The 25,252-nt window shown below is 72.5% G+C and carries 22 protein-coding genes and 1 riboswitch; of the genes, 7 read left to right on the top strand and 15 right to left on the bottom strand.

The window, feature by feature from the left end:
• Positions 1-26 precede the first annotated feature (26 nt).
• The 3 genes from ACIOC0_RS28550 to ACIOC0_RS28540 are packed head-to-tail and all read right to left on the bottom strand — an operon-like array spanning position 27 to position 3,469.
• The gene (locus tag ACIOC0_RS28550; RefSeq protein WP_402158632.1) at positions 27-818 is read right to left on the bottom strand and encodes a polysaccharide deacetylase family protein; all 792 of its coding nucleotides are present in this window, start codon (positions 816-818) and stop codon (positions 27-29) included.
• The gene (locus tag ACIOC0_RS28545) at positions 815-2,347 is read right to left on the bottom strand and encodes a glycosyltransferase (RefSeq protein ID WP_402158631.1); all 1,533 of its coding nucleotides are present in this window, start codon (positions 2,345-2,347) and stop codon (positions 815-817) included. The genes ACIOC0_RS28550 and ACIOC0_RS28545 overlap by 4 nt, the downstream gene beginning before the upstream one ends.
• Positions 2,348-2,395: 48 nt before the next feature.
• Positions 2,396-3,469 carry a GNAT family N-acetyltransferase gene (locus ACIOC0_RS28540; protein WP_402158724.1) on the bottom strand — a complete coding sequence of 358 codons (1,074 nt, stop codon included), beginning with the start codon at positions 3,467-3,469 and terminating at the stop codon, positions 2,396-2,398.
• A gap of 190 nt (positions 3,470-3,659) precedes the next feature.
• On the opposite strand from ACIOC0_RS28540, the gene ACIOC0_RS28535 reads away from it, so the two are divergent.
• The gene (locus ACIOC0_RS28535) at positions 3,660-4,484 is read left to right on the top strand and encodes an HAD family hydrolase (protein ID WP_402158630.1); all 825 of its coding nucleotides are present in this window, start codon (positions 3,660-3,662) and stop codon (positions 4,482-4,484) included.
• Positions 4,485-4,566: 82 nt separating this feature from the next.
• Here ACIOC0_RS28535 and ACIOC0_RS28530 read toward each other — a convergent pair whose 3' ends face one another.
• Positions 4,567-5,037, bottom strand: a complete 471-nt coding sequence (locus tag ACIOC0_RS28530; protein WP_402158629.1) for a transglycosylase SLT domain-containing protein — start codon at positions 5,035-5,037, stop codon at positions 4,567-4,569.
• A 5-nt stretch (positions 5,038-5,042) separates the two neighbouring features.
• Positions 5,043-5,229: riboswitch (cyclic di-AMP (ydaO/yuaA leader) on the bottom strand.
• Positions 5,230-5,826: 597 nt separating this feature from the next.
• Here ACIOC0_RS28530 and ACIOC0_RS28525 point away from each other — a divergent pair.
• The 4 genes from ACIOC0_RS28525 (at position 5,827) to ACIOC0_RS28510 (ending at position 10,393) form a co-directional block, all read left to right on the top strand.
• Entirely contained in the window at positions 5,827-6,837 is a 1,011-nt protein-coding gene (locus ACIOC0_RS28525; protein ID WP_402158628.1) for a polyprenyl synthetase family protein, read from the top strand.
• Between the two features lie 298 nt (positions 6,838-7,135).
• Complete coding sequence (locus tag ACIOC0_RS28520) at positions 7,136-8,398, top strand: outer membrane lipoprotein carrier protein LolA (RefSeq protein WP_402158627.1); 1,263 nt, start codon at positions 7,136-7,138, stop codon at positions 8,396-8,398.
• A gap of 146 nt (positions 8,399-8,544) precedes the next feature.
• The gene (locus ACIOC0_RS28515) at positions 8,545-9,504 is read left to right on the top strand and encodes an ABC transporter ATP-binding protein (RefSeq protein ID WP_402158723.1); all 960 of its coding nucleotides are present in this window, start codon (positions 8,545-8,547) and stop codon (positions 9,502-9,504) included.
• Positions 9,491-10,393 (top strand): ABC transporter permease, encoded by a 903-nt coding sequence (locus ACIOC0_RS28510; protein ID WP_402158626.1) that lies wholly within the window; start codon positions 9,491-9,493, stop codon positions 10,391-10,393. The genes ACIOC0_RS28515 and ACIOC0_RS28510 overlap by 14 nt, the downstream gene beginning before the upstream one ends.
• Positions 10,394-10,404: 11 nt before the next feature.
• Here the strand turns inward: ACIOC0_RS28510 and ACIOC0_RS28505 are convergent, their stop codons facing one another.
• Together ACIOC0_RS28505 and ACIOC0_RS28500 are read right to left on the bottom strand one after the other, a co-directional pair.
• On the bottom strand, positions 10,405-10,989 hold the full coding sequence (locus ACIOC0_RS28505; protein ID WP_402158625.1) for a flavodoxin family protein: 585 nt from the start codon (positions 10,987-10,989) through the stop codon (positions 10,405-10,407).
• A gap of 83 nt (positions 10,990-11,072) precedes the next feature.
• The gene (locus ACIOC0_RS28500) at positions 11,073-12,362 is read right to left on the bottom strand and encodes an amidase (protein WP_402158624.1); all 1,290 of its coding nucleotides are present in this window, start codon (positions 12,360-12,362) and stop codon (positions 11,073-11,075) included.
• A gap of 178 nt (positions 12,363-12,540) precedes the next feature.
• On the opposite strand from ACIOC0_RS28500, the gene ACIOC0_RS28495 reads away from it, so the two are divergent.
• Positions 12,541-13,791, top strand: a complete 1,251-nt coding sequence (locus tag ACIOC0_RS28495) for a tetratricopeptide repeat protein (RefSeq protein WP_402158623.1) — start codon at positions 12,541-12,543, stop codon at positions 13,789-13,791.
• Between the two features lie 33 nt (positions 13,792-13,824).
• On the opposite strand, the gene ACIOC0_RS28490 is transcribed toward ACIOC0_RS28495, so the two are convergent.
• The 4 genes from ACIOC0_RS28490 to ACIOC0_RS28475 all read right to left on the bottom strand — a co-directional run bounded on the left by ACIOC0_RS28490 (position 13,825) and on the right by ACIOC0_RS28475 (position 17,759).
• Positions 13,825-14,793: a M28 family metallopeptidase gene (locus tag ACIOC0_RS28490; RefSeq protein ID WP_402158621.1), complete on the bottom strand. Its 969-nt coding sequence runs from the start codon at positions 14,791-14,793 to the stop codon at positions 13,825-13,827.
• A 149-nt stretch (positions 14,794-14,942) separates the two neighbouring features.
• Entirely contained in the window at positions 14,943-15,419 is a 477-nt protein-coding gene (locus tag ACIOC0_RS28485) for a VOC family protein (RefSeq protein ID WP_402158620.1), read from the bottom strand.
• A gap of 260 nt (positions 15,420-15,679) precedes the next feature.
• Positions 15,680-16,759: an EamA family transporter RarD gene (gene rarD / locus ACIOC0_RS28480; protein WP_402158618.1), complete on the bottom strand. Its 1,080-nt coding sequence runs from the start codon at positions 16,757-16,759 to the stop codon at positions 15,680-15,682.
• Positions 16,760-16,904: 145 nt separating this feature from the next.
• Positions 16,905-17,759, bottom strand: a complete 855-nt coding sequence (locus ACIOC0_RS28475; protein ID WP_402158616.1) for an SDR family oxidoreductase — start codon at positions 17,757-17,759, stop codon at positions 16,905-16,907.
• A gap of 101 nt (positions 17,760-17,860) precedes the next feature.
• On the opposite strand from ACIOC0_RS28475, the gene ACIOC0_RS28470 reads away from it, so the two are divergent.
• Entirely contained in the window at positions 17,861-18,271 is a 411-nt protein-coding gene (locus ACIOC0_RS28470) for a winged helix-turn-helix transcriptional regulator (RefSeq protein WP_389034735.1), read from the top strand.
• A gap of 23 nt (positions 18,272-18,294) precedes the next feature.
• Here ACIOC0_RS28470 and ACIOC0_RS28465 read toward each other — a convergent pair whose 3' ends face one another.
• The 5 genes from ACIOC0_RS28465 to ACIOC0_RS28445 all read right to left on the bottom strand — a co-directional run bounded on the left by ACIOC0_RS28465 (position 18,295) and on the right by ACIOC0_RS28445 (position 25,085).
• Positions 18,295-19,398: a 2-oxoacid:ferredoxin oxidoreductase subunit beta gene (locus ACIOC0_RS28465; protein ID WP_356678782.1), complete on the bottom strand. Its 1,104-nt coding sequence runs from the start codon at positions 19,396-19,398 to the stop codon at positions 18,295-18,297.
• Entirely contained in the window at positions 19,391-21,319 is a 1,929-nt protein-coding gene (locus ACIOC0_RS28460; protein ID WP_402158614.1) for a 2-oxoacid:acceptor oxidoreductase subunit alpha, read from the bottom strand. The genes ACIOC0_RS28465 and ACIOC0_RS28460 overlap by 8 nt, the downstream gene beginning before the upstream one ends.
• A gap of 172 nt (positions 21,320-21,491) precedes the next feature.
• Positions 21,492-22,151, bottom strand: a complete 660-nt coding sequence (locus ACIOC0_RS28455; protein WP_402158722.1) for a response regulator — start codon at positions 22,149-22,151, stop codon at positions 21,492-21,494.
• Positions 22,152-22,290: 139 nt separating this feature from the next.
• Entirely contained in the window at positions 22,291-23,688 is a 1,398-nt protein-coding gene (locus ACIOC0_RS28450) for a sensor histidine kinase (RefSeq protein ID WP_402158612.1), read from the bottom strand.
• Positions 23,689-23,843: 155 nt separating this feature from the next.
• Positions 23,844-25,085, bottom strand: a complete 1,242-nt coding sequence (locus tag ACIOC0_RS28445; protein ID WP_402158610.1) for a sensor histidine kinase — start codon at positions 25,083-25,085, stop codon at positions 23,844-23,846.
• Between the last annotated feature and the right edge of the window lie 167 nt (positions 25,086-25,252).

Here is a 25,252-nt window from a genome sequence, read left to right as displayed (position 1 = left end):
GAAATGCTCCGGTCTTCCAGGACGGTTCAGCCGGCGAACACCGGCCCTCGCACGACGGCTCGGGCGCGCCGGTACCACCGCCAGCCGACCGTCAGGGGCCCGTCCCGGTAGGGGGCTACACGGGCGCCGCCGCCCGTGAGCCACGTCTCGACGTCGGTGACGGTGTGGCCGCGGCGCACGATGAGACGGGCGATGCGGTAGCGCTCGTCCCGGTCCGAACTGAGCGCGTGGCGCACGGCGGTGGCCGTCTCGTAGCCGGCGGCGGCGGCCGTACGGCGGACCCGGCCGCTGTTGTAGCCGTGCGGGTAGGCGAGATGACGGACCGGGTGGCCGAGGGCGTCCTCCAGCACGGCTCGTGAGGCGCGCAGTTCGCGGGCCAGCGCCCTCGGACCCAGGGTGTCCAGCTGGGCGTGGGTGACCGTGTGACTGCCGATCTCCATGCCGGACTGCTCCAGCCGTGCCGCGTCCGCCAGCGTCATCATCGGTGCGGGCGGCAGCAGACTGCGTCCGCCCGGGGCGATGGCGCCGGTGGTGAGGTAGGCGGTGGCGGACAGTCCGCGTCCGGCCAGCGCGTCGGCGGTCGGGCCGGGCAGGTCGGCGAAGCCGTCGTCGAAGGTGAGCAGTACCGGCCGGGCCGGCAACGGCACCCGCCCCGCGAGGTGGTCGGCGAGCGCGCTGATGGTGACGGGTGTACGGCCGCTGTCGACGACGGCGTCGAGATGCCGGCCGAACTCCTTCGGACCGACCGCGAACTCGGCGATCCAGTCCGGCGGGTCGTCCGTCACGGCGTGATACAGCAGCACCGGTACGGCGGTCATCGCGCACCTCCCGCCGGCGTGAACGGCCCGTCCGCAGATCGCCGAAGGGGGCCGCCGAGTGCTCGCCGGGCGCGGAGATAGCCCACGGGGCCGCACAGCATCCCTCTGCGCTGCAGCCGCGACAGCCGCCGAGGCCAGGCGTGCGTCCGCTCATCGTATCCCCCGGGCGCACTTCGCACACCGGCTTCCACGCCGGCGCTCGCACCCACGAGAGCGCCACCGCCCGCACCCGCGCGCGCCTCCGTCTCGGCCCCCGCCTCCCGGCCGGCCGTCAGCGTCTGGGCGTGGGCGAGCCCCCGGGGCAGCCGGGCGAGGAACGCCGGGAGGAGAGAGGGGCGGTTGACGAGTAGGGCGGTCAGGTAGGCGGTGAGGCCGGCGCCGTAGCCGTACGCCTGGTCCTCCAGGTCGCGCCAGGTCTCCCGGTGGTGGTGCCAGACCAGGGCCAGCGGCGTGTAGTGCAGCCGGTGGCCCTGGGCGAGGACGCGGACGAACCCGTACAGGTCGTCGCCCCCTCGGGCCGGGGTGCCGGCGCCGGTCGCCGGGTCGAAGCCGCCGACCGCGCGCAGCACGTCCGCCCGGAACGCCATGTTCGCGCCGGAGCCGAACCGGCCCGCGGTGAAGGGGAACAGCGGCTCGTCCGAGGGCGGGTCGTACGGGTCGTACGTCCGTGCCGTGAAGCCCTTCGCGAAGCCGCCGTGACTCTCCAGCAGCACCTGGGCCGGGGTGCGCAGCCGGGCGGGCAGGATCAGGCCGGTGACGCAGCCGAGGGCGGGGTCGGCGGCGAAGGGCGCGGTGAGTTCGGTGAGCCAGCGCGGGTCGGCGACGACGTCGTCGTCGGTGAAGGCGACGACCTCGCCGTGCGCGGCCCGGACACCCCTGTTGTGCGCGACGGCGAGACCGGGCACCGGCTCGACGACGTGGCGGACCCGCTCGCCGTACTTGCGTTCGATCAGCTCCCGGGTGGTGTCCGTGGTCGGCGCGTTGTCGACGACGACGATCTCGAAGTCGGGATGGTCCTGGGCGAGCAGCGAGTCGAGCGCGTGCGCCAGCCGGTCGGCGCGCTCGCGGGTGGCGACCACTACGGTGGTGAACGGCACGGGAGGCGTGGAGACGGTGGTGGACGGTGCCGGAGGCGCGGTCGGCGCCGGCCGTGGGCCCACCCGCTCCCGGGCCTGCGCGGCGAGGACGGTCCTGGGGTCGGCGCCCTCCGGGACCCGTCCGAGCAGGGTGCCGACCGGCCGGCCGCCCCTCCTCACCAGGAGGTAGACCTCGCCGTACGTGACGGGCGGACTGCCGGGCCCGGGCCTCAACGTCACCTGCCCACCGGCGTCCCCAGCGGCACCGGCGTCCGGAGCGGCACCGGCGTCCGGAGCGGCACCGACGCCCCGACCGACACCGACGTCCCTGTCTGCACCAGCGTCCCCACCCGCGTAGGCGACCCCGTCGGGCAGATCCAGTTCGGCGACCTGAACCGGATCGATGTCCAGGAACCTTCGGATCTCCCGCTGTACCCGTGGCGCACGCGACACGATGTGCTCCCCTCTCCCGAACCGCCGGCTCCTCCCCGCCAACCGCCCTCACCTCCCCCGGATCCGGCCCGCGCTCCTCAGCGCCCGGTTCACCGCCGCGGCCAGCCTCGGCCGGCTGCGGACGAAGTGGTGGGCGCGGCGGGACGGCTCCCGGCTGAGCCAGTGCAGTGCGGCGCCCGCCCACGGCCGCGTCCAGGCACCCTCGTACACGGGCAGCTCACCCGTTCTCAGCGAGTCCTTGTACTCGGCCGCGCCGCGCCCCAGATCCAGCAGGCCGATGCCCTCGGCGGCGGCCGCCTCCGCCATCCGCAGATGCAGCACCAGACCCGGCGAGTACTTGGCGAACGCCGGGTCGTAGGCGGGGAACCAGCAGGCCAGGACGGCCGTCGACCGCAGCCCGAAGTGGGCGGCGACGGGCCGCCCGCCGGCGTAGAGGACGGACAGCGCGCCGGAGCAGTCGGGGGCGCGCGTCTCGGTCGCGAGCCGGTGCACGAGCCGGGTGATCCACTGCCGGGCGAACCGGTCCCGGCGTCCGGTGCGCCGGTACTGGGCGGACTTCCACGCCATGAGCGTGCGCAGCGCGGCGGGATCCCGTTCGTCGAACACGAACCGCAGCGGTCCGGCGTGCCGGCCGAGCCTGCGCTCCTTGGCGAGTGTCGTCCTCAGGAACTTGGGCGACTGTGCGCGCAGGACGGACTCGTAGGTCTCGTACCCCTTCTCCACGTCGATGACGTAGGAGGCGTACTCGGCTGCCGCGTACCGCGTGAACAGGTTCTGCTCCGCCTCCAGGTTGTCGAAGGCGAAGCTCGACAGGGAGCAGGCGCACATCAGTTCGGCCGCGTCGAGCCGGAGCCCCGGGCTCAGTACGGCCCCCTGCGCGTCGCAGACGCCGTACGCGAGGGCCTGCCCCCGTCCCAGCGGGCCCCGCTCGTGGGGCAGGAAGCCGACCGGTTCGCGCCCCTCGTACACCACCGCCACGCGCGTGCGCGGGCGCACGCGCCCCACGGCGTCGGCGAACTCGGGTTCCATGAAGGGGTTCCGTGGAGCGGCCGACGCCGCGCGCAGCACGCGCCACCGCTCCCGTTCCCCCTCGCCGAGATCCTCCGGATCCAGCACACGAATACGTCCACTGTTCAACCTGACCCCCCGATCAAGTCCCCCGGACACTGTGGACGGTACCGCTCCAGACGGTACGAGCGGTAGGTAGCGGACCATGTTGTTGCCAACCGGTGCAGAACCGCCCTTTCCCTCCCTGTGGGAGCGGTTGCATCGGCGGTGAGTTGAGGGTGTCCGGGATCCGTATTCTCTGGTCATGGCCGCACCTCACGCATATGCCGCGCGCTCCGCGTACGCCCTCATCGCCACCGACCTGGACGGAACGCTGCTCCGCGACGACGACACGTTCTCCGACCGGTCGCTCGACGCGCTCGCACGGGTCGCGGCCGCCGGCGCCCGTCACCTCGTGGTGACCGGCCGTCCGGCGCCACGGGTGCGGCCGCTGCTGCGGATCCTGCGGAGCAGGGGGCTCGCGGTGTGCGGACAGGGCGCGCAGGTGTACGACATCGCGGCGGACCGCCTGCTGTGGTCGGTCACCCTGGACCGGGAGCTGGCCGAGGTGGCCCTGGGCAAGATCGAGGCCGAGGTCGGTCAGGTGTACGCGGCCGTCGACCAGAACGGCGTCGACGGGCTGACCCTCATCGAGCCGGGCTACCGGATGCCGCACCCGACCCTGCCGGCCCTGCGGGTCGGCTCGCGGGAGGACCTGTGGTGCGAGCCGATCAGCAAGGTGCTGCTGCGCCATCCCACCCTGTCGGACGACGAGTTGGCGGCGACGGCCCGCTCGGTGGTCGGTTCGCTCGCCACCGTCACCATGTCGGGGCCGGGCACGGTGGAACTCCAGCCGTCCGGCGTCACCAAGGCGACGGGACTCGCCCTGGCCGCCGAGCACCTCGGTCTGCGGCCTCAGGACACGCTCGCCTTCGGCGACATGCCCAACGACATCCCCATGTTCGACTGGGCGGCGTGTGGCGTGGCGATGGCCAACGCCCATCCCGAGCTCAAGGCGGTGGCCGACGAGGTGACGGCGTCGAACGAGGACGACGGCGTGGCCGTCGTCCTCGAACGACTCTTCCCCTAGGCGCACGGGCCCTACGGGGCTACGGGCCCTACGTGTCCACGGAGCTCCGGGTACTGCGGGTCTCCGGGCCCTAGGGGTACGTCTAGTACGCGCCGAAGACGTTGTCGATGGAGCCGTACCGGGCCGCCGCGTAGTTGCAGGCGGCGGTGATGTTGGCGACCGGGTCGTAGGGGTCGTACGCGGTGCCGGCGACGTGGTACGCGGCGAAGGTCGGGTCGATGACCTGGAGCAGCCCCTTGGACGGGGTGCCCTTGGCCGCGTTGGAGTCCCACAGGTTGATGGCGTTCGGGTTGCCCGAGGACTCGCGGATGATGTTGCGGTAGATGCCGTGATAGGTGCCCGGGATCTTCTTCTCGGCCATGATGGCGAGCGACTGGCGGATCCACCCGTCCAGGTTGTTGGGGTAGCCGGCGAGCGTGGTCTCGGGGACGGCGGTGGTGGCGGCCGAGGCGGTGCTCGCTCCGGCGATGGGGAGGGCGAGAGCGGCGACGCCGGCGCAGGCGACTGCGATGGCGCGGGTGAAGCGGCGGCGGTGCTGAGTGGCAGCGGACATGGGGGCGTTCCTCTCCGGCGCCTGCGGGGTGAGCTGTCGGGTTCGGGCGGGAGCTGCCCGGTCGGCGCCGTGGGGTACGGCGACACGACTTCACCCCGAGCCGGCCCGGTACGTGCGTGACGTACTCCGGTCCGGCGTTCTGCCTGGGTCCCCCGCTCCTGCCGTGCGCGAGTGGTTCGTCGATGGGAGTCGCCGGACGGCGGCAGGATGAGGCGTCTGTCCGGCTGGCCGGGAACGTATGCGAGAGCACATGTCCGAAACAAGTGTCGGAATCACGGAAAACCCCTATTGACCTTGGTCTGGTGTTTATGGGGCGCTTGATCCTTTGCATTCGGCAAGCGTCAACTCGCGTGACGCGCTGGGGGATCCGGGGGTCGGCGGATTCCTGCACCTCCGAGGGGAAAGTGAGCCAACTCACCCGCGATGACAAGACCGACTAAAACGGACATCAAGTTCCAAGTCGCTTTTAAAAGGGCGTGAGCGAAATCCGATGGAATTCACGGAGCGGAATGTCTGATTTGCTGCTCAGGTTCCGATTTATTTAGTGAGCGTCGTGAGATTCGGCACACCGGGGGACGTCGTCGGCCGACGGGGTGGAGGGGAGGTTTCCGGGGTACCGGCGCTTCGCGAGCCGGACGCGGCCTCTCCCGGTCGGGCGACGTGGGGCCGGGGGGCGTGGGGGCTTATCGGTGATCGAAACATGACCGGATACGCTGACTTGAGTGATGTCGGCGACCTATCGACAAACCGTGTGAGCGCCAGCGGACACCAGCAGACAGGAGACCCCTCGTGACCGTCGTCGGGCCGTTTGGGCTGAGCGTGCGGGACCAGGCTCTGGAAGCCGATGTCCAGGCCGGATTGGCGGCTGTCGAGGAAGGCCTGTTCGAGGCCACCAAGAGTGCGGTCCCCTTCATCACCGAGGCCGCGCAGCATCTGGTGAAGGCGGGCGGGAAGCGGTTCCGGCCGCTGCTGGTGATGCTGTCGGCGCAGTTCGGGGACCGGCACGCGCCGGGCATCGTGCCGTCCGCCGTGGTGGTCGAGCTGACCCACCTGGCCACGCTCTACCACGACGACGTGATGGACGAGGCCGAGGTGCGGCGCGGGGTGTCCAGCGCGAACACACGGTGGGGCAACTCGGTCGCGGTGCTCACCGGCGACTTCCTCTTCGCCCGCGCCTCCCACATCCTCGCCGACCTCGGGCCCGAGGCGGTCCGGGTGCAGGCGGAGGCGTTCGAACGGCTGGTCACCGGCCAGATCCTGGAGACGGCCGGTCCGACGGACGGCCGGGACCCGGTCGAGCACTACCTCGACGTGCTGGGCGGCAAGACCGGCTCGCTGGTCGCGGTGGCGTGCCGCTTCGGCGCGATGATGTCCGGCGCAGACGAGACGGTCGTCGACGTGCTCACCCAGTACGGGGAGCGGCTCGGGGTCGCCTTCCAGCTCGCGGACGACGTCCTGGACATCGCCTCGGACTCGCGCGAGTCGGGCAAGACGCCCGGGACGGACCTGCGGGAGGGCATCCCCACGCTGCCGGTGCTGCGGCTGCGGGAGCGCGCGGAGCGGCTGTCGCTGCCGGAGGACATCGCGCTGTGCGAACTGCTCGACTCCGACCTCAGCGACGACGCGCGGCACGCGGAGGCGCTGGCCGCCCTGCGGGCCCACCCGGCGCTGGAGCAGGCCCGCGCGGACACCGTGCGGTACGCCAAGGAGGCGCGGGCCGCGCTGGCGCCGCTGCGGGAGTGCGAGGCGAAGCGGGCGCTGCTGGAGCTGTGCGACGCGGTGGTGCACCGGGCGGGGTGACGCCCCGCCACTGAAGGGCGCGTGCCTTCACCCCTGAGCGACCCCCTGGGAATCTCCTTCACCCCGTCAGGTCACCCTGCGCCCCCTACGGGTCCCCCCACCCGCTCAACCCCCGTGTCATACCGCAGGCGTACGCGTAGTTGCGCCCTCGGGTTGACGTATCCAGGCGGGTTGTTTGGTCATATGGAAACCACGGAAATCACCACCGCTCACCGATTCGGGTGAGAATGGCGGCTTGTGGTGGGGACCGTCGCACCCGAGATGACCAGCCGCCGCCGACGACGGAGGTAAGGCACACATGGCACCGTTCGCATCCGACGACCGCACGCACGCCGGGGAGGCCGACGACCTGCCCGTCGGACGACGCAAGGCCGTGCGGTACGTCGTCCCGGTCACCGTGGTGGGCGTCGCGGCGGCGACGATCGGGCTCGTCCCGGCGCTCGCCGACTCGGGCGACCCCGACCTGCCGAGGATCACCGCCCAGCAGCTCATCCAGAAGATCGCCGCCTCGGACGTCCAGCAGCTGTCCGGCACCGTGAAGATCACCACCGACCTCGGCCTGCCCGACCTGGGCGGACTGGAGAGCGGGCTGCTCTCCGGTGCCGCGGGCAAGAAGGGTGACGGGTCGTCCGCCGACCCGTCCGCCAAGCTCACCGAACTCGCCGCCGGCACGCACACCCTGCGGGTCGCCGCCGGCGGGCCCGACCGGCAGAAGCTGTCGCTGCTGGAGAACGCCGCCGAGTACAGCGTCATCCACAACGGCAAGGACGTGTGGGGGTACGACAGCGCCTCCAATCAGGTCTACCACTCCACCTCCGAGGAGGGCCGCGACGGTCACGAGGCGGCTCCCGCCACGCCCAAGGACTTCGCCGACGAGGCCCTGAAGGCCGTCGACGACACCACCTCCGTGACCGTGGACGGCACCGTGCGGGTCGCCGGCCGGGACGCCTACAAGCTGCTCGTGAAGCCGAAGCAGTCCGGCTCGACCGTCGGCGCGGTCAGCGTGGCCGTGGACGCGAAGACGGGGCTGCCGCTGAAGTTCACGCTCACCCCCGCCGCGGGCGGCGCCGCCGTCGTGGACGTCGGCTTCACCCAGGTGACGTTCGCCAGGCCCGCCGCCTCCACCTTCGACTTCACGCCGCCGAAGGGCGCGAAGGTCACCGAGGGCGACGAGGACGGCCCGGCCGGACTCGGGGACAAGGCTCCCGGGCAGCCGGGCAGGGCCCCGGGGCACGAGGGCGGGAGGCCCGGTCTGCCGGGCAAGGCTCCCGAGGAGGGACTCGGCCGGGACCTCGACGGCCTGAACGTCCTCGGCGAGGGCTGGACCTCGATCGCCACCTTCGACACCGGCGGCGAGGGCGTGCCCTCCGGCAAGACCCCCGAGGCGGGCGCCTTCGGCGGCTTCCTGGACTCCTTCGGCGACAAGGTCACCGGAAAGTTCGGCTCCGGCACCGTCTTCTCCACCCGGCTGATCAACGCCCTCGTCACGGACGACGGCAAGGTCTACGTCGGCGCCGTCACCAAGGACGCCCTCGTCAAGGCGGCGGACGCCGGACGGTGAGAAGCCGGGCGGTGAGAAGCCGGGCGGTGAGAAGTCGTGCGGTGAGAAGCCGGCCGTGAGAACGGCCTGAGTACGCTGACGGGAACCGACGATCGGGGGAGCCGGTGGACGAGGTCGCGGACGGCACGGCAGCGTGGGCGACGCCCGTGACCGGTCGCCCACGACCGGACGCCGCCGACGCAGTCATCAGCACCCGCGGCCTCACCAAGCGCTACCGCGGCGGCCAGCTCGCCGTGGACGGTCTCGATCTGACCGTCCCGGCGGGCAGCGTCTTCGGCTTCCTCGGCCCCAACGGTTCCGGCAAGACCACCACGATCCGCATGCTGATGGGCCTGATCGAGCCCACCTCCGGCACGGCGCGGGTGCTCGGGCGGCCCATGCCGCGCGCTGCCCGCGCCGTCCTGCCGCACGTCGGGGCCCTCATCGAGGGCCCTGCCCTCTACGGCCACCTGTCCGGCCGGGACAACCTGCTGCGCTACGACGCCGCCGACCCGACCGCCGACCCCCGCACCCGGCGCGACCGGGTCGCCGAGGCCCTGGAGCGGGTGGGGCTGACCGCGGCCGCCGGCAAGAAGACCAAGGCGTACTCGCTCGGCATGAAGCAGCGGCTGGGCCTGGCCGCCGCCCTGCTCCAGCCCCGCCGGCTGCTCGTCCTGGACGAGCCGACCAACGGGCTCGACCCGCAGGGCATGCGCGAGATCCGGGTCCTCGTCCGGGAACTCGCCGCCGACGGCACCACCGTCTTCCTCTCCTCCCACCTCCTCGACGAGATCGAGCAGGTGTGCACGCACGCGGCCGTGATGGCCCGTGGACGCCTCCTCGTGCAGGGCCCGGTCGCGGACCTGGCGGCACGCGCGCGTGGGCGACTCGTCGTCACCACCCCCGATCCGGCGGACGCGGCCCGGGTGCTGAAGGAACAGGGCGTCGGGGACGTCGTCGTCGCCGAGGACCGGGTCACGGGCGAGCCCGCGGAGCTCGAACCGGCGGATCTCAACGCCGCGTTGGTGAACGCGGGCGTCCGGGTCCGCGGCTTCGGCGTGGAACGCGCCTCCCTGGAGGACGCGTTCGTGGCACTCACGGGAGAGGGATTCGATGTCGCGGGCTGATCTCGCACCGGGGCGGGTGAGCGCGGTCGCCCGACCGACCCGGGCGCTGTGGACGTTCGGCCTCTTCCGCAGCGAGTTCGTCACCACCCTGCGCCGCTGGCGCACCCTCGCCCTGCTGGGCGTGCTGGCGGCGGTGCCGGTACTCGTGGGCATCGCCGTGAAGATGGAGACCGGCGACGGCTCGGGAGGGGGCGGCGGGAGAGGCGGTGGCGGCGAAGGGCCGGCGTTCGTCGCGCAGATCACCAACAACGGCCTGTTCCTGGTGTTCACGGCGCTGGCGGCGACGCTCCCCTTCTTCCTGCCGATGGCCGTCGGCGTCATCGCGGGCGACGCGATCGCCGGCGAGGCCAACGCGGGCACCCTGCGCTACCTCCTGGTCGCCCCCGCCGGCCGCACCCGCCTCCTCCTCGCCAAGTACGCGACCACCATGGCCTTCTGCCTGCTCGCCACCCTCGTCGTGGCCGTGTCGGCCCTCGCCGTCGGCACGCTGCTGTTCCCGCTCGGCGAGCTGACCACCATCTCCGGCACCCGTATCAGCTTCGCCGACGGCCTGCTCAGAGCCCTGCTGATCGCCCTCGCCGTCGCCGCGTCACTGCTCGGGGTGGCGGCGCTCGGGCTGTTCGTGTCCACGCTCACCAACAGCGGCATCGCCGCGATGGCGACGACCGTCGGGCTGCTGATCACCGTCCAGATCCTCGACCAGATCCCGCAGTTGCACGCCGTCCACCCGTATCTGTTCTCCCACTACTGGCTGTCCTTCGCCGACCTGATGCGCGACCCGGTCTACTGGGAGGAGCTGCGCAAGAACCTCGGGCTCCAGGCCGTGTACGCGGCGGTCTTCGGCACGGCGGCCTGGGCCCGCTTCACGACGAAGGACATCACGACGTAGCCCCGTCGCCGTCAGCTCTCGTACGGGAAGCGCGCGAGCGGCGCCTCCCGCGCGAAGAACGTCTTCGCGCGCGCCAGCGCCTCCGTGTCCCCGAGGACGTCCCCGGGCTTGCTGCCGTTGCCGAACAGCACCCCGCCGAAGCGCATCCCCAGGTACGCGGCCGAGTTGTGCAGCGCGCCGACCAGCGGATCGGCGACGACCGTCTCCTCGTGGGCGAGCGCGGACACCCCCCACAGGGTGCGCCCGGCGAGGGTCGCCTTGAAGTCGACCCCAGGGGTGCGCAGCCAGCCCGACCAGTGGTCGAGATAGCGCTTGGTCTGGGCGGAGAGCGTGTACCAGTACAGCGGCGAGGCGATCACGAGGTCCGTCGCCGCGAGCGTGGCGTCGAGCAGCAGGGCGGCGCTGCCCTCGGTGGGGCGGACGTGATCGCTGTCGTGGCGCAGGTCCTCGAAGTCGGGCAGCGGATGCTCGACGAGGCTGACCCACTCCTGCTCGACCTCGGCGGGCAGTTGTTCGGCGGCCCGGCGGGCGAGCAGTTCGGTGTTGCCCTCGTCGCGGGCGCTGCCCAGCACGAACAGGAAACGGCGCGTGCTCATGAGTGTCCCCAGGTGGTCGTCGTGGAAGAGGGCGCACGGCAGGCACGCCCGACTAACTGCACGTGCATCATATGTGCATGCAACTACCTTCGCCAGGGGGCTTTTTCCTCCGCGGCTCTCGCCACGGCGAGCAAGGACGCCTCCCGCCCGTGCGCCGCCACCGCCTGGAGGCCCACCGGGCAGCCGTCCTCGCCGAGGCCCGCCGGGATGCAGATCGCGGGGTGGCCGCTGAGGTTGAACGCCCAGGTCAGCGCAGTCGAGTAGCGGTCCCCGGGTCCTTCGTGGCCGTGTGGGGGATCGGGGGTGGCGGGTGTCAGCAGGAGGTCGGCGCGGTCGAAGAGGCGGGCCAGGCGGCGGTCGTTGACGCTCCGGGCGGGGGCGACGGCGTCCGGGTCACCGGCTCCGCGCAGGGCGAGCCAGGCGGGCGCGGGATCGGCCAGCCGCAGTGGCACCCCCGGCAGCAGCCGTACGACGCCGGCGGATACGAGGCGTTCAACGGCGCCCCGTGCGACAGCCGCCACCCCCGGGTGGGTGTCGGCGAAGCCGAGATCGGGGGAGAAGACGGCGCTGAAGGGCCTGTCGGGGAAGGGGGCGCGGGCGTCGGCGGCCCGGTCGCCCGGTCGGCCGGGCGATTCGCCGCTCATCACCCTCCACCAGGCCTCCGCGTCCGCCGCGTGGCGGGCGAGCACCCCCGGTGCGGCCAGGCCGGTCCGGTCGGCGGAAGGGAGGCGTCCATTCGTGGGCTTCAGGCCGACGATCCCGCACCAGGCCGCCGGGATCCGCACCGAGCCGGCCCCGTCTCCGCCCGTCGCCAGCGGCACCAGGCCGGCCGCGACCGCCGCGGCGGAACCGGCCGAGGAGCCGCCCGGCGTCCGGTCGGCGCGCCACGGGTTGACGGTACGACCGTGCGCCCCGAGGCCCCACGTCTGCCAGCGCGTTCCGGGCCCGGGCACGGCGGTCGCCCCCACCGGCACGCACCCCGCGTCGACCAGCGCCCGCGCCGCGCGCAGCCCGTGCCGCCCCTTCACCCCGACCGGCACCCCGGCCAGCGGCAGCGGCTCACCCCCGGCGACCCGCGCGTCGACCTCCCGCGCCTGAGCGTGCGCCGCCTCCTCCCACACTTCGAGGAACGCCCCCAGCGACGGGTCGACGAGCCGGATGCGTTCCAGCGCCCCGGCGACCACGTCGGCGGCCCGCACCCGCCCGTCCCGCACGGCGGCGGCGATCCCCACGGCGGAGGGAGGGGCCGGGTCGAGGGCGGTCGCGGGCCCTGCGGTCAACGCGGCGACCGGCGGGAGTCCGGGCCGCCCGTCCGGGACCGCGCCCGCCTCCTCCCCGGAACATGTGTTCCCCTCCCCGGGCCTTCCCCTCATCTCCCCGCCCCCTTTCCGTGCCCGTCGCCCTGCCGGAGTCCCTTGCAACGATGCTGTGACGTCGCGGTGACGTGGGGACCGTGGGCGAGCGGAGAGACTCGACGGTACGTGTACGCGTGCGTGCACGGGTTATGAGCACGACGTACGTGCACGGGTGACGAGTCCGAGTGAGGAAACGATGTCTCGACTCAGCCGCGAGAAGAAGCGGGATCAGGAACACGCCGGTCGGCCGGCCGGCGCGGCGGCACCGCTCGACGTGCACGTCCCCGTGGGCGGCTCGGCGACGATCGGCGGCGTCCCCGTCGTGCCGGGAGACGGCGAGGAACCGCAGCAGGCGGTACTGCGCCACCTCCACCGCATCGCCCTCGCCGGCGGGCGTCCCGTCGCCGCCACGGTCCATGACGAGCGCATCGGCTACGTCGTCCCGCTGCGCGTCGAGCCGAACGGCTCCAGTCACTTCACCGGGCAGCCCCTGCGGGTCGCCCCGCCCGCCGGCGAGTCGCCGACGGCCACGCCTTGCGGGACGGCGCCGGTGCCCGCGCAGTCCCGCGCGCCCAGGGGCGTCCCGGAGCAGCGGGACGCGGCCCCGCCCGTTCCCGGCGCGGTCACCGCCCCGACCGGCGCCTTCGGGCCGCCCCCGGAGATGGAGGCGCAGCACCGGACCCCCGCCCCGCGCGCGGAGGCCGCCCCGGGACCCGTCGCGCGCCCCCGAGAGCTCCCCGAAGAGCACGCCCCGGCGCAGCCGTCCGGCCGGGTCCCCGCTCCGGCGCCGGCCGCCGACGCGTCGGCCTTCCGGCTCACCCCCGAGCCCGCCCGCCCCCGGCCGCTCATCCCGGAGTCCGACCCCGCGGCCGACCCGGACCCCGGCCCCAAGCCGGCGCCCGCCCGCGGCTTCGACGCCGTGGCCGAAGCCGTCCTGGGGGAGGACCCCCGCACCCTTCCGGGCGCGGGCGGTGGCCCCGCCTTCCTCGGGGAACCGATGGCGCAGATCAACGAGGCGGTGCGGGCGGGCCGGACGGACGCGGCCGCCGCGCTCGCCGAGCGGACCGCGGGCGAGGCCTCCGCGACCCTGGGGCCGGAGCACCCCGAGGTGCTGCGGCTCCGTGAACTCACGGCGTACATCGCCTACTTGGCAGGCGATCCGCTCCGCTCCTTCCACGTCTCCCTCGACCTGGCCCGGATCCACCGCCGCCACCGGGACGCGGAGGCCGCGTACGGCAACGTCCAGAGCGCGGCGACGGCCTGGCGTGCCGTGCGCGACCCCTTCCAGGGCCTCCACCTCGGAAGCGAACTCCTCACACTGTGGTCGGAGTTGACGACCGAGGAGGGGCCGGCGGCCGGCGACGTCGAGGAGCTGGAGTCGGCTCGAGCCCGGATGCTCCGCCTGGCCGAGCGGGCCCGCAAGGCGGGCGCCGCTCAGCCCGGCTGAGCCGGACCGGCCCGGCGAGAAGGGCGGTTCGGCTTACGCCGAAAGCGTCCACACCGCGTACGCCAGCGCGTCCGCGTTGCGGTTCAGCGCCGTGTCGTTGACGTTGGCGGTGGTGTCGCAGGAGGAGTGGTAGCAGCGGTCGAACGCCTGGCCCGCCGTGCCGCCCCACTTGGTCGCCTGTGCCGTCGTCTTGGTGCGGCTGGCCCCGGTGAAGAGGCCGCCGACCGGGACGCCCGCGCTCTTGAAGGGCGCGTGGTCGGAGCGGCCGTCGCCCTCGGTCTCGATCTCGGTCGGGACGCCGATGCCGGTGAAGTAGTCCTTGAAGGTCTTCTCGATGGCCGGGTCGTCGTCGTAGACGAAGTACCCGGGGTTCGGTGAGCCGATCATGTCGAAGTTGAGGTAGCCGCTGATCTTCGCGCGGTTCGCGGCGGACAGGCTGTTGACGTAGTGCCGCGAGCCGACCAGCCCCAGCTCCTCCGCGCCCCACCAGGCGAACCGCAGGTGCTTCGTGGGCTGGTAGTCGGTGCGGGCGACGGTCAGCGCGGCTTCCAGGACGGCCGCCGAGCCGGTGCCGTTGTCGTTGATGCCGGCGCCGGAGGTGACGCTGTCGAGGTGCGAGCCGGCCATCACGACCTTGCCCGTGTCTCCGCCGGGCCAGTCGGCGATCAGGTTGTAGCCGGTGCGGCCGGACGAGGTGAACTGCTGGACGGTCGTGGTGAATCCGGCGGCGTCCAGCTTGGCCTTCACATAATCGAGCGAGGCCTTGTATCCGGCGCGGCCGTGGGCGCGGTTGCCGCCGTTGGCGGTGGCGATGGACTGGAGCTGGGTGAGGTGCGCCTTCACGTCGGCCACCGGGATGTCGGGCGCGGCGGTGAGGGCGGCGGAACCGTGGGTGACGGCTTCGGGGGCGGGCGCCGCGCCGGCTGTGGATCCGGTGACGACGAGCGTGACGGCGGCGACGACGGCGACCGCCGACGCCCGCCCGGAAACGGAGAGCTTCATGTGGGGGGCTCCGAATTCCAGAGGGGTCCCCGCGACAGGCCACGGAGAACCCCCGGTGAATGGGGTGCCTGGATGGTGAAGCTCTGGCCAACTGTCCGTCAAGAGTGCCTAGGCGAAGGGGAGTTAAGGCCGACGGGGCGCGCCCCGCCTCACTGCACGCAGAACTCGTTCCCCTCCGGGTCCGCCATCACGACCCACTGGCCGGACGGCTCCTTCACCTCCCGCAGCACGCTCGCCCCCAGCGCCGTCAGCCGCTCGACCTCCGCGTCCCGCCGCTCCGGACCGGCGTGCACGTCGAGGTGGAGCCTGTTCTTGGCCGTCTTCGCCTCCGGCACTCGCTGGAACAGCAGCCGCCGGCCCAGCCCCGTCCCGCTGTCCGCGTCGAACGGGTCCTGTGGATGCCGTACGGCGACCAGGTCCCGGAAGGCGAGCCTCCCGTGGAACTCCACCGTCGCCTCGCCCGGCAGTGCGCCGGCCGCCAGCAGCCGTTCGATGAACGCGCTGTTGTCCTCGGCCGTGTAGTGCAGCGCGGCGGCCCAGAAGTCGGCCTGGGCCTGTGGGTCGGCGCAGTCGACGACGAGCTTGAAGTGCAGGGGGGCGGGGGCTGCCTCATGTGTCTCGCTCATGTGACCACTTATAGGCCCTACCGCTTCGCCCTGAGCGCGCTCTGCCGGAAGCGCACCTCACAGCGGCTCGGTCGCGCTCGCCCGCTACGAGGTGCTGCACCAGGGGTCGGCCGACGCGCGCCGGATGCGCGACGCGCTCTTCGTCCGACCGCCGCCCGCGACGCGATCGACCTCTGCACCGGCCCCCACGCCGACCGCATCCGGGCCTGCGGCGCCGACGACTGCCACCAGCCCTTCGTCGACACCCCTGAGGGGTCGGGTCACGCCTGCGCGTCGAGGGGGTCGGGCACGGTCGCGTCCTGAGACGCCAGCTCGGGAGCCGCCATGTCGGGCGTCACCCCCGCGTCCTCCGCGGCCCGGGCCGCCGTCACGCCGGCCGGCCTGGCCTCGGCGAGCGGCGCCGCGGTGACGTCCCCGGCGCCCGCCGAGGAGCGCGCGATCCGCGCCCGCGCCCGCCGCGCCGTCCTGAGCGCGTCCCACGTCAGCAGCGTCAACGCCAGCCAGACCAGCGCGAAGCCCGCCCAGCGCTCCGGCGGCATGGCCTCCTGGAAGTACAGGATGCCGAGCAGGAACTGGAAGACGGGCGCGAGGTACTGCAGCAGACCCAGCGTGGACAGCGGCACCCGGATCGCCGCCGCGCCGAAGCAGACCAGCGGCAGGGCGGTCACGATGCCGGTGGCGGCGAGCAGGGCGGAATGGCCGAGGCCCTCGTCGGCGAAGGTGGAGCCGCCGTCGGCGGCCAGCCACAGCAGGTAGCCGAGCGCCGGCAGGAACTGGATCGCGGTCTCGGCGGCCAGTGACTCCACCCCGCCGAGGTTGACCTTCTTCTTCACCAGCCCGTAGACGGCGAAGGAGAACGCGAGGCACAGCGAGATCCACGGCGGACGGCCGTAGCCCACGGTCAGCACCACCACGGCCGCCGCTCCCACGCCGACCGCGGCCCACTGCGCCGGCCGCAGCCGCTCCTTCAGCAGCAGCACGCCCATGGCGATGGTGACCAGCGGGTTGATGAAGTACCCGAGGGACGCCTCGACCACGTGCCCGCTGTTCACGGACCAGATGTAGACGCCCCAGTTCACGGTGATCACGGCCGCGGCGATCGCGATGAGCCCGAGCCGCCGGGGCTGGCGCAGCAGTTCGCCCGCCCAGGCCCAGCGCCGTACGACGGCCAGCGCGACGACGACGAAGGCGAGGGACCACACCATGCGGTGGGCGAGGATCTCCACCGCCCCGGCCGGTTTGAGCAGCGGCCAGAAGAGCGGGACCAGGCCCCACATCCCGTAGGCGGCGAAGCCGTTCAGCAGGCCTATCCGGCCCTCACCCTTCGACGTCCCGGCCACCGGGCCCTCCTCTCACCTCGGGCGCGCAGCCGTGCGGCCGTGCGTGGACGAAGGTAACGCCGAGCACCCCTGGCTGTCATGCCCGTATCGCCATACGGTCATGACAGCCAGGGGTGCCGGTCCGTCCAGGGTCCGCGCGGGGTGCTCAGCCCTTGAGTGCGGCCGTGATCGCCTCCGACAGGGGCGTGGTCGGACGGCCCGCCAGCCGGGACAGGTCACCGGAGGAGACGACCAGCTCGCCCTTCGCGATCGAGGCGTCCACGCCCGCGAGGATCTCGGCGAACGGCCCGGGCAGCCCGGCGCCGGTCAGGATGCCGACGAGAGCCTCCGCCGGGACGTCCTTGTAGACGATCTCCTTGCCGGTCTGCCGGCTCAGCTCGGCCGCGTACTCGGCGAAGCTCCACGCCTCGTCGCCGCCCAGCTCGTAGGTCTTGCCCTCGTGGCCCTCGCCGGTCAGGACGGCGACCGCGGCGGCCGCGTAGTCGGCGCGGGCGGCGGAGGAGACCCGGCCCTCGCCGGCGGCCGCGACGACCGCGCTGTGCTCCAGCACCGGGGCGAGCTGCTCGGTGTAGTTCTCGTGGTACCAGCCGTTGCGCAGCAGCGCGTACGGCACGCCGGAGGCGGCCAGCGCCTTCTCGGTGGCGCGGTGGTCGTCGGCGAGGGCGGCGGTGAGGCTGCCCGGTGCGCTGGTGTAGGCGAGCAGCGCCACACCGGCCGCCTTCGCGGCGTCGATGACGACCTGGTGCTGCTGCGGGCGGCCCTTGTCGAACTCGTTGCCCGAGATCAGCAGCACCTTGTCCCCGGCGGCGAACAGGCCGTCGAAGGTCTCGGGCGTGTTGTAGTCGGCGATCGCGAGCTTCACCCCGCGCGCCGCGAAGTCGGCGGCCTTGGCCTCGCTGCGTACGACGGCGGTGATCTGCTCCGCCGGGACCTTCTCCAGCAGCTGCTCCACGACGTGACGGCCGAGGTGTCCGGTGGCGCCGGTGACGACGATGCTCATGGTGAGTACTCCCAGAGTGAGGGGCGGAGAAGCGAACTGCCACTAACCCTAGGCCGTGCGCTAACTCTTGGAAAGTACCCACTTTGAAGTAAGGTACTGGCATGGCAGTAAGTGAAGTGAGCGGAGCGGGCGGTACGCGGTACGACCACGGCGCGGAGCTGTGCCCCTACCGCCTCGTCCTGGAGCACGTCACCAGCCGCTGGGGCGTCCTGGTGCTGATGGAGCTGCTGGAGCGCCCGTACCGCTTCAGCGAACTGCGCCGCGCGATCGGCCGGGTCAGCGAGAAGATGCTCACCCAGACCCTGCAGACCCTGGAGCGCGACGGCCTCGTCCACCGCGACGCCAAGCCGGTGATCCCGCCGCGCGTCGACTACTCGCTCACCGCGATGGGACGCGAGGCCGCCGCGCAGGTCAAGGCGCTGGCGACCTGGACCACCGAGCGCATGGCCGACGTGGAGCAGGCCCGCCGCGCCTACGACGAGGCCCGGGAGGAGCGCTCCCGGGCCTCGTGAGACAGTCGCTCTCGCAGCGAACCTCAGCCGACGACCGTCCAGGTGTCCCCGCCGGCCAGCAGCGCCGCCAGATCGCCCTTGCCGTGCTGGTCGATCGCCGCGTCCAGCTGGTCCGCCATCTGCGTGTCGTACACCGGCCGCTCCACCGCGCGGAACACGCCGATCGGCGTCTGGTGCAGGGTGTCCGGGTCGGCCAGCCGCGACAGGGCGAAGGCGTTGGTGGGGGACGCCGCGTGCGCGTCGTGGACCAGGACGTCGGACTCGTTCTCCTCCGTCACGGTCACCACCTTCAGATCACCGGTCGCCGCGTCCCGCACGACACCCTTGCCCAGGTCGCCGCCGAAGCGGATCGGCCGCCCGTGCTCCAGCCGGATCACCGTCTCCTCGGCCGACTGCTTGTCCTTGAGCGCCTCGAACGCGCCGTCGTTGAAGATGTTGCAGTTCTGGTAGATCTCGATCAGCGCCGTGCCCGGGTGGGCGGCCGCCTGGCGCAGCACCTCCGTCAGATGCCTGCGGTCGGAGTCGACGGTCCGGGCCACGAACGACGCCTCGGCCCCGAGGGCCAGCGACACCGGGTTGAACGGCGCGTCCAGCGAGCCCATCGGCGTCGACTTGGTGATCTTGCCGACCTCGGAGGTGGGCGAGTACTGGCCCTTGGTGAGCCCGTAGATCCGGTTGTTGAACAGCAGGATCTTCAGGTTGACGTTGCGCCGCAGGGCGTGGATGAGGTGGTTGCCGCCGATGGACAGCGCGTCCCCGTCGCCCGTCACCACCCACACGCTCAGGTCCTGCCGGGAGGCGGCGAGCCCCGTCGCGATCGCCGGCGCACGGCCGTGGATGGAGTGCATGCCGTAGGTGTTCATGTAGTACGGGAACCGGGAGGAGCAGCCGATGCCCGACACGAAGACGATGTTCTCCCTGGCCAGCCCCAGTTCCGGCATGAAGCCCTGGACGGCCGCCAGGATCGCGTAGTCACCGCAGCCCGGGCACCAGCGCACTTCCTGGTCCGACTTGAAGTCCTTCATGGACTGCCGGGCCTCGGCCTTGGGGACGAGCGAGAGCGCCTCGACGCCACCCCCCGTGCGTGCGGCGGCGCGCCCCGCGGAGGAACCGGTCGTCTCAGCCATCGATGGCCTCCTTCAGTGCCGCGGCGAGCTGCTCCGCCTTGAACGGCATGCCGTTGACCTGGGTGTACGAATGCGCGTCGACCAGGTATTTCGCCCGGATCAGGGTGGCGAGCTGGCCGAGGTTCATCTCGGGGATCACGACCTTGTCGTACGCCCGCAGCACCGCGCCGAGGTTGCCCGGGAAGGGGTTCAGATGCCGCAGATGGACCTGCGCGACCGCCTCCCCGGCCGCCCGCAGCCGCCGTACCGCCGCCGTGATCGGCCCGTACGTCGAGCCCCAGCCCAGCACCAGGGTGCGCGCGCCGTGCGGGTCGTCGACCTCGACGTCGGGGACGTCGATTCCGTCGATCTTCGCCTGCCGGGTGCGGACCATCAGATCGTGGTTGGCCGGGGCGTAGGAGATGTTCCCCGTCCCGTCCTCCTTCTCGATGCCGCCGATGCGGTGCTCCAGACCCGGCGTCCCCGGCACCGCCCACGGCCGGGCGAGGGTCTGCGGGTCCCGCTTGTACGGCCAGAAGACGTCCGTGCCGTCCGCCAGGGTGTGGTTCGGGCCCTGCGCGAACTGCACGCTCAGGTCGGGCAACTCCTCCAGCTCCGGGATCCGCCAGGGCTCGGAGCCGTTGGCGAGATAGCCGTCGGACAGCAGCATCACCGGCGTGCGGTAGACCAGGGCGATGCGGGCGGCCTCCAGGGCGGCGTCGAAGCAGTCGGCCGGGGTGCTCGGGGCCACGATCGGCACCGGCGCCTCGCCGTTGCGCCCGAACATCGCCTGGAGCAGATCGGCCTGCTCCGTCTTGGTCGGCAGCCCGGTGGACGGGCCGCCCCGCTGGATGTCGACGACCAGCAGCGGCAGCTCCAGCGACACGGCCAGCCCGATGGTCTCGCTCTTGAGCGCCACACCCGGACCCGAGGTGGTCGTCACCGCCAGCGAACCGCCGAAGGCCGCGCCCAGCGCCGCCCCGATGCCGGCGATCTCGTCCTCGGCCTGGAAGGTCCGCACGCCGAAGTTCTTGTGCCGGCTCAGCTCGTGCAGGATGTCCGAGGCCGGGGTGATCGGGTACGAGCCGAGGAACAGCGGCAGATCGGCCTGGCGGGAGGCGGCGATCAGCCCGTACGCCAGCGCCAGGTTCCCCGAGATGTTGCGGTACGTGCCCACCGGGAACGCCCTGGCAGCCGGAGCCACCTCGTAGCTGACGGCGAAGTCCTCGGTGGTCTCCCCGAAGTTCCAGCCGGCGCGGAACGCGGCGATGTTGGCCGCCGCGATGTCGGGCTTCTTCGCGAACTTCGACCTCAGGAACCGCTCGGTCCCCTCCGTCGGCCGGTGGTACATCCACGACAGGAGGCCGAGCGCGAACATGTTCTTGCTGCGCTCGGCCTCCTTACGGGTGAGGTCGAAGTCCTTGAGAGCCTCGACGGTCAGAGTGGTCAGCGGGACCGGGTGGAGCTGGTAACCGTCGAGGGAGCCATCCTCCAGCGGCGAAGCCGCGTACCCCACCTTCTGCATCGCCCGCTTGGTGAACTCGTCCGTGTTGACGATGATCTCCGCGCCCCTCGGCACATCGCCGATGTTGGCTCTCAGCGCGGCCGGGTTCATGGCGACCAGCACATTGGGCGCGTCACCCGGGGTGAGGATGTCGTGGTCGGCGAAGTGCAGCTGGAACGAGGACACGCCAGGAAGGGTGCCTGCGGGCGCGCGGATCTCGGCGGGGAAGTTCGGCAGCGTCGACAGGTCGTTGCCGAACGACGCCGTCTCCGAGGTGAAGCGGTCGCCGGTGAGCTGCATGCCGTCACCGGAGTCGCCCGCGAACCTGATGATCACCCGGTCGAGACGGCGGACGTCCTTCGCCCCGTCCGGTTTGCGCTGCTCTCCCACCACGGATCCGTCGGTGTGCTCCGCTGGGCTGCTGACCTGACTGGTCACTGACTGGACCTCCCTCGAGGGTGGCTGTCCCGGGACGGGCCTTCCCGAAGGCCCTCCCTGGATCAACCCTACGTCGGCAGGGGTCGCCTCCCTCGGCCTTTCACATGACGGACATCGCCGTGAGACGGCCGGGCGCCCCGACTTGCCATGATTTCCCGAGTTCTCCCGGCTGTCACGAATTGAGATAGGTGAGCACGGCGAGTACGCGCCGATGGTCCCCGTCGCTGGGCGACAGCCCCAGTTTCAGGAAGATGTTGCTGACGTGCTTCTCCACCGCGCCGTCGCTGACCACCAGCCGCCGGGCCACCGCCGAGTTCGTCCGCCCCTCGGCCATCAGCCCCAGCACCTCCCGCTCCCGCGGGGTGAGCACGGCCAGCACGTCCTGCTTCCGGCTGCGTCCGAGCAGCTGGGCGACCACCTCGGGGTCGAGTGCCGTGCCCCCCTCGGCCACCCGCACCACCGCGTCCACGAACTCCCGTACCTCGGCCACCCGGTCCTTGAGCAGATAGCCGACACCATGGCTGGATCCGGCCAACAGTTCGGTGGCGTACCTCTCCTCCACGTACTGCGACAGCACCAGCACCCCGAGCCCCGGATGAGCCTTCCGCAGCCGTACGGCGGCCCGCACGCCCTCGTCGGTGTGCGTCGGCGGCATCCGCACGTCCGCCACCACCACGTCGGGCAGTTCACCCTCCGCGTCCAGCTCGGTGATGGTCTTCACCAGCGCCTCGCCGTCCCCGACCCCCGCGACGACCTCGTGCCCGCGGTCGGTCAGCAGCCGCGTCAGCCCCTCCCGCAACAGCACGGAGTCCTCGGCGATGACCACCCGCACCCTGTCCACCACGATCCCGGCCCCCCAGCGCACGTCCGTGTCCCACCCGTATGGTTGAACGCGTCCAGCATTCCAGCAAACGGTCGCGGCGTGCGCGGACGGCGAGAGGTTGTTGAGCGGTTTCGGCCGTGCGGGTGAGTCAGCTGCCCGCGAAGCCGTGCGGGTTGCCCGCGGACTGAGCCCGCCAGGGCAACTCCGCGGTGATCCGGGTGGGCCCGCCCGCGGGTGAATCCACCAACAGGAAGCCGTCCACCGCGTCCAGCCGTCCCGCCAACCCCGCGAGCCCGGATCCGCCGGCGGCGTCCGCCCCGCCCACCCCGTCATCGGCGACCTGCAACATCAGCCGGTCCTCCACCCGCCACACGTCCACCGACGCCGCCCTTGCCCCACTGTGCTTGGCGACGTTCTGCAGCAGCTCCGACACCGTGAAGTACGCGATCCCCTCGATCGCCGCAGCGGGCCGCGCGTCCAGATCCACCTCCACCCGCACCGGCACCGTGCACCGCGAGGCCACCGCCGACAGCGCCGCGTCCAGCCCCCGGTCCGTCAGCACCGCCGGATGGATCCCCCGGGCCAGGTCCCGCAGCTCCCGCAGCGCCGTCTTCACCTCGCCGTGCGCCTCGTCCACCATCCGCGCCGCAGCCCGCGGATCCTCACGCAGCTTCTCCTTCGCCAGCCCCAGATCCATCGCCAGCGCCACCAGCCGCGCCTGCGCACCGTCGTGCAGATCCCGCTCGATGCGCCGCAGATCGGCGGCGGCGGTGTCCACCACGACCCCCCGGTCGGACTCCAGCTCCACCACCCGCGAGACCAGCCGCGACCGCCCCAGCAGCCCGCGCACCAACACCCGGTCCACCATGGTCAGCGCCCGCACGATCCACGGCGCGGCCAGCGTGAACAACAGCCCCACCAGCGCCGTCACCGCGATCTCGAACGGGTTGTCGAGATAGATCCGGTGCTGCTCGTCGCCGTACAGCTGGAGCCCGCCCTGCCCGCCGTACAGCGGGAAGACCCAGAACCACAGCGGATACGTCAGCAGCGCCCAGCCGTACGTCCAGAAGGCCACCGACACGGAGAAGGAGAACACCGCCCAGGGCAGGTGCACCACCGAGTAGAGCGCGTGCCGCCAGGAGGCGCCGCTCTTCAGCGCGGCGCCCATCCAGGCCATCGCGCCCCGCCCGCGCGGCCGCAGCGGCTCGGGCGCCGGAACCTCCAGGCCGAGCAGCGCACGCGCCCGCGCCCGCTCCAGCATCCCGAACCCCCGGCACCCGGCCAGCCCCGCCGCCAGCACCGGAACACCGAGGAACGTCACCAGCAGCCCCGCGCCCAGCGACAGCGTCACCACCGCGTACGTGAACAGGACGATGCTGATCGGCAGGCTCAGCAGGACGAAGGCGAACTCCCGCCAGAGCCGCGCCTCCACCGGCGCCCGCAGCACCGACGGCACCCGACGCCACCGCCCCCCGGATCCGAACCCCGAGTCCCCGTACGCCCCGTGCTTCCCGTACGCCCCGTAGTCCCCGAACTGTGTGGCCATCGGCGTCGTCCGTCCTTCTCTTCCCGTCCGCGGGTCTCGTCCACCGCCTCCACCCTCCCGGGCGGCGACGCAGCCGGCCATGGAGTCCGTCGGCCTCTTGAACGGGGGGTTTTCCCCACCCCGCGTCCACGGCCGGCGGCAAGGCCGCGCACCCCCTACCGGTCCCGCCAGGGCAGCTCCGCCGTCACCGTCGTCGGCCCGCCCGGCGGCGAGTCCACGACGAACAGACCGTCCACGGCCCCCAGCCGCTCCGCCAGCCCCCGCATCCCCGTGCCCCCGTCGAGCCGGGCGCCGCCGCGGCCGTCGTCCCGCACCTGGACGAGCAGCCGGTCCTCAGACCGCCACACGTCCACCCACGCCGACCGCGCCCCGCTGTGCTTGCTGACGTTCTGCAGCAGCTCGGAGACGGTGAAGTAGGCGATCCCCTCGATGGCCTGCGCCGGCCGGGACGTCAGCTCGGCCGTCACCCGCACCGGCACCGTGCACCGCGAGGCCACCGCCGACAGCGCCGCGTCCAGCCCCCGGTCCGTCAGCACCGCGGGGTGAATGCCCCGCGCCAGATCACGCAGCTCCTGAAGCGCGAGCTTCACCTCACCGTGCGCCTCCTCGACCATCGCCGTAGCCGCGTCGGGATCCTCCAGCAGCTTCTCCTTCGCCAGGCCCAGCCCCATCGCCAGATTGACGAGCCGCGCCTGCGCGCCGTCGTGCAGATCCCGCTCGATGCGCCGCAGATCGGCGGCCGCCGTGTCCACCACGACCCCCCGGTCGGACTCCAGTTCGGCGATCCGCCGCTCCAGCCCGTCCGACGGCGACAGCAGCGCCCGCACCAGCATCCGGTCCACGTTGGTCAGCCCCCGCGCCACGAACGGCAGCACCGGCCACGCCACGAACAGCGACGTGAAGACGACCGTGAACGTGGCGATGCCCCACGGCAGCCGGATCACGTCGTACAGCAGCGTCCGCCAGGCCACCGGATCCTTCAGCGCCAGCCACATCCCCTGGAGCGGGTTGCCCGACCGCCGCAGCGGCAGCGGGCTCGGCTCGTCGATCCGCAGCCCCAGCAGCATCCGCGCCCGGCCCCGCTCGAACCGGCCGATCAGCCGCGCGCCCAGCAGGCCGAGCGCGAGGACCGGCAGCCCCACCGCCGTCAGCGCCAGCACGGCGCCGACCAGCAGCGCGGTGAACCCGTAGCCGAACCCCACGATCGACATGGGCAGGTTCGCCAGGAGATGCGCGATCTCCTTCCAGGTCTGCGCGTCATAGGCGAAACGGGGCGGCGGCAGACGGTCCTCGCTCTCACCCGCCCTCCGGGAGGAGGGCCGAGCGGGCCGGCCGGTCACCGGCACGGCCACGGCAGGTCTGTACGCCGCCGCGGGGGCGGGCTTGGATACGGTCATACGGCTCAGCGTGCCGCGCGGGACGCCGCCGCGCCATGGAGTTCACCGCCCGGGCCCCCGGGGGGAAAACCCCACCCCCTTTGCCCCGGGCGAGACGGGCTGCTTACTGTGCCTTTATCAGGCCCTAGACTCCCGTGCGTACAGATCGTCGAACAGGCCGAGGTCGG

This window comes from Streptomyces sp. NPDC088254 (genome assembly GCF_044740925.1).
Taxonomy (GTDB): domain Bacteria; phylum Actinomycetota; class Actinomycetes; order Streptomycetales; family Streptomycetaceae; genus Streptomyces.
Note: the sequence above shows the minus strand (reverse complement) of the source record. Positions and strands in the feature narration are given on the sequence as shown.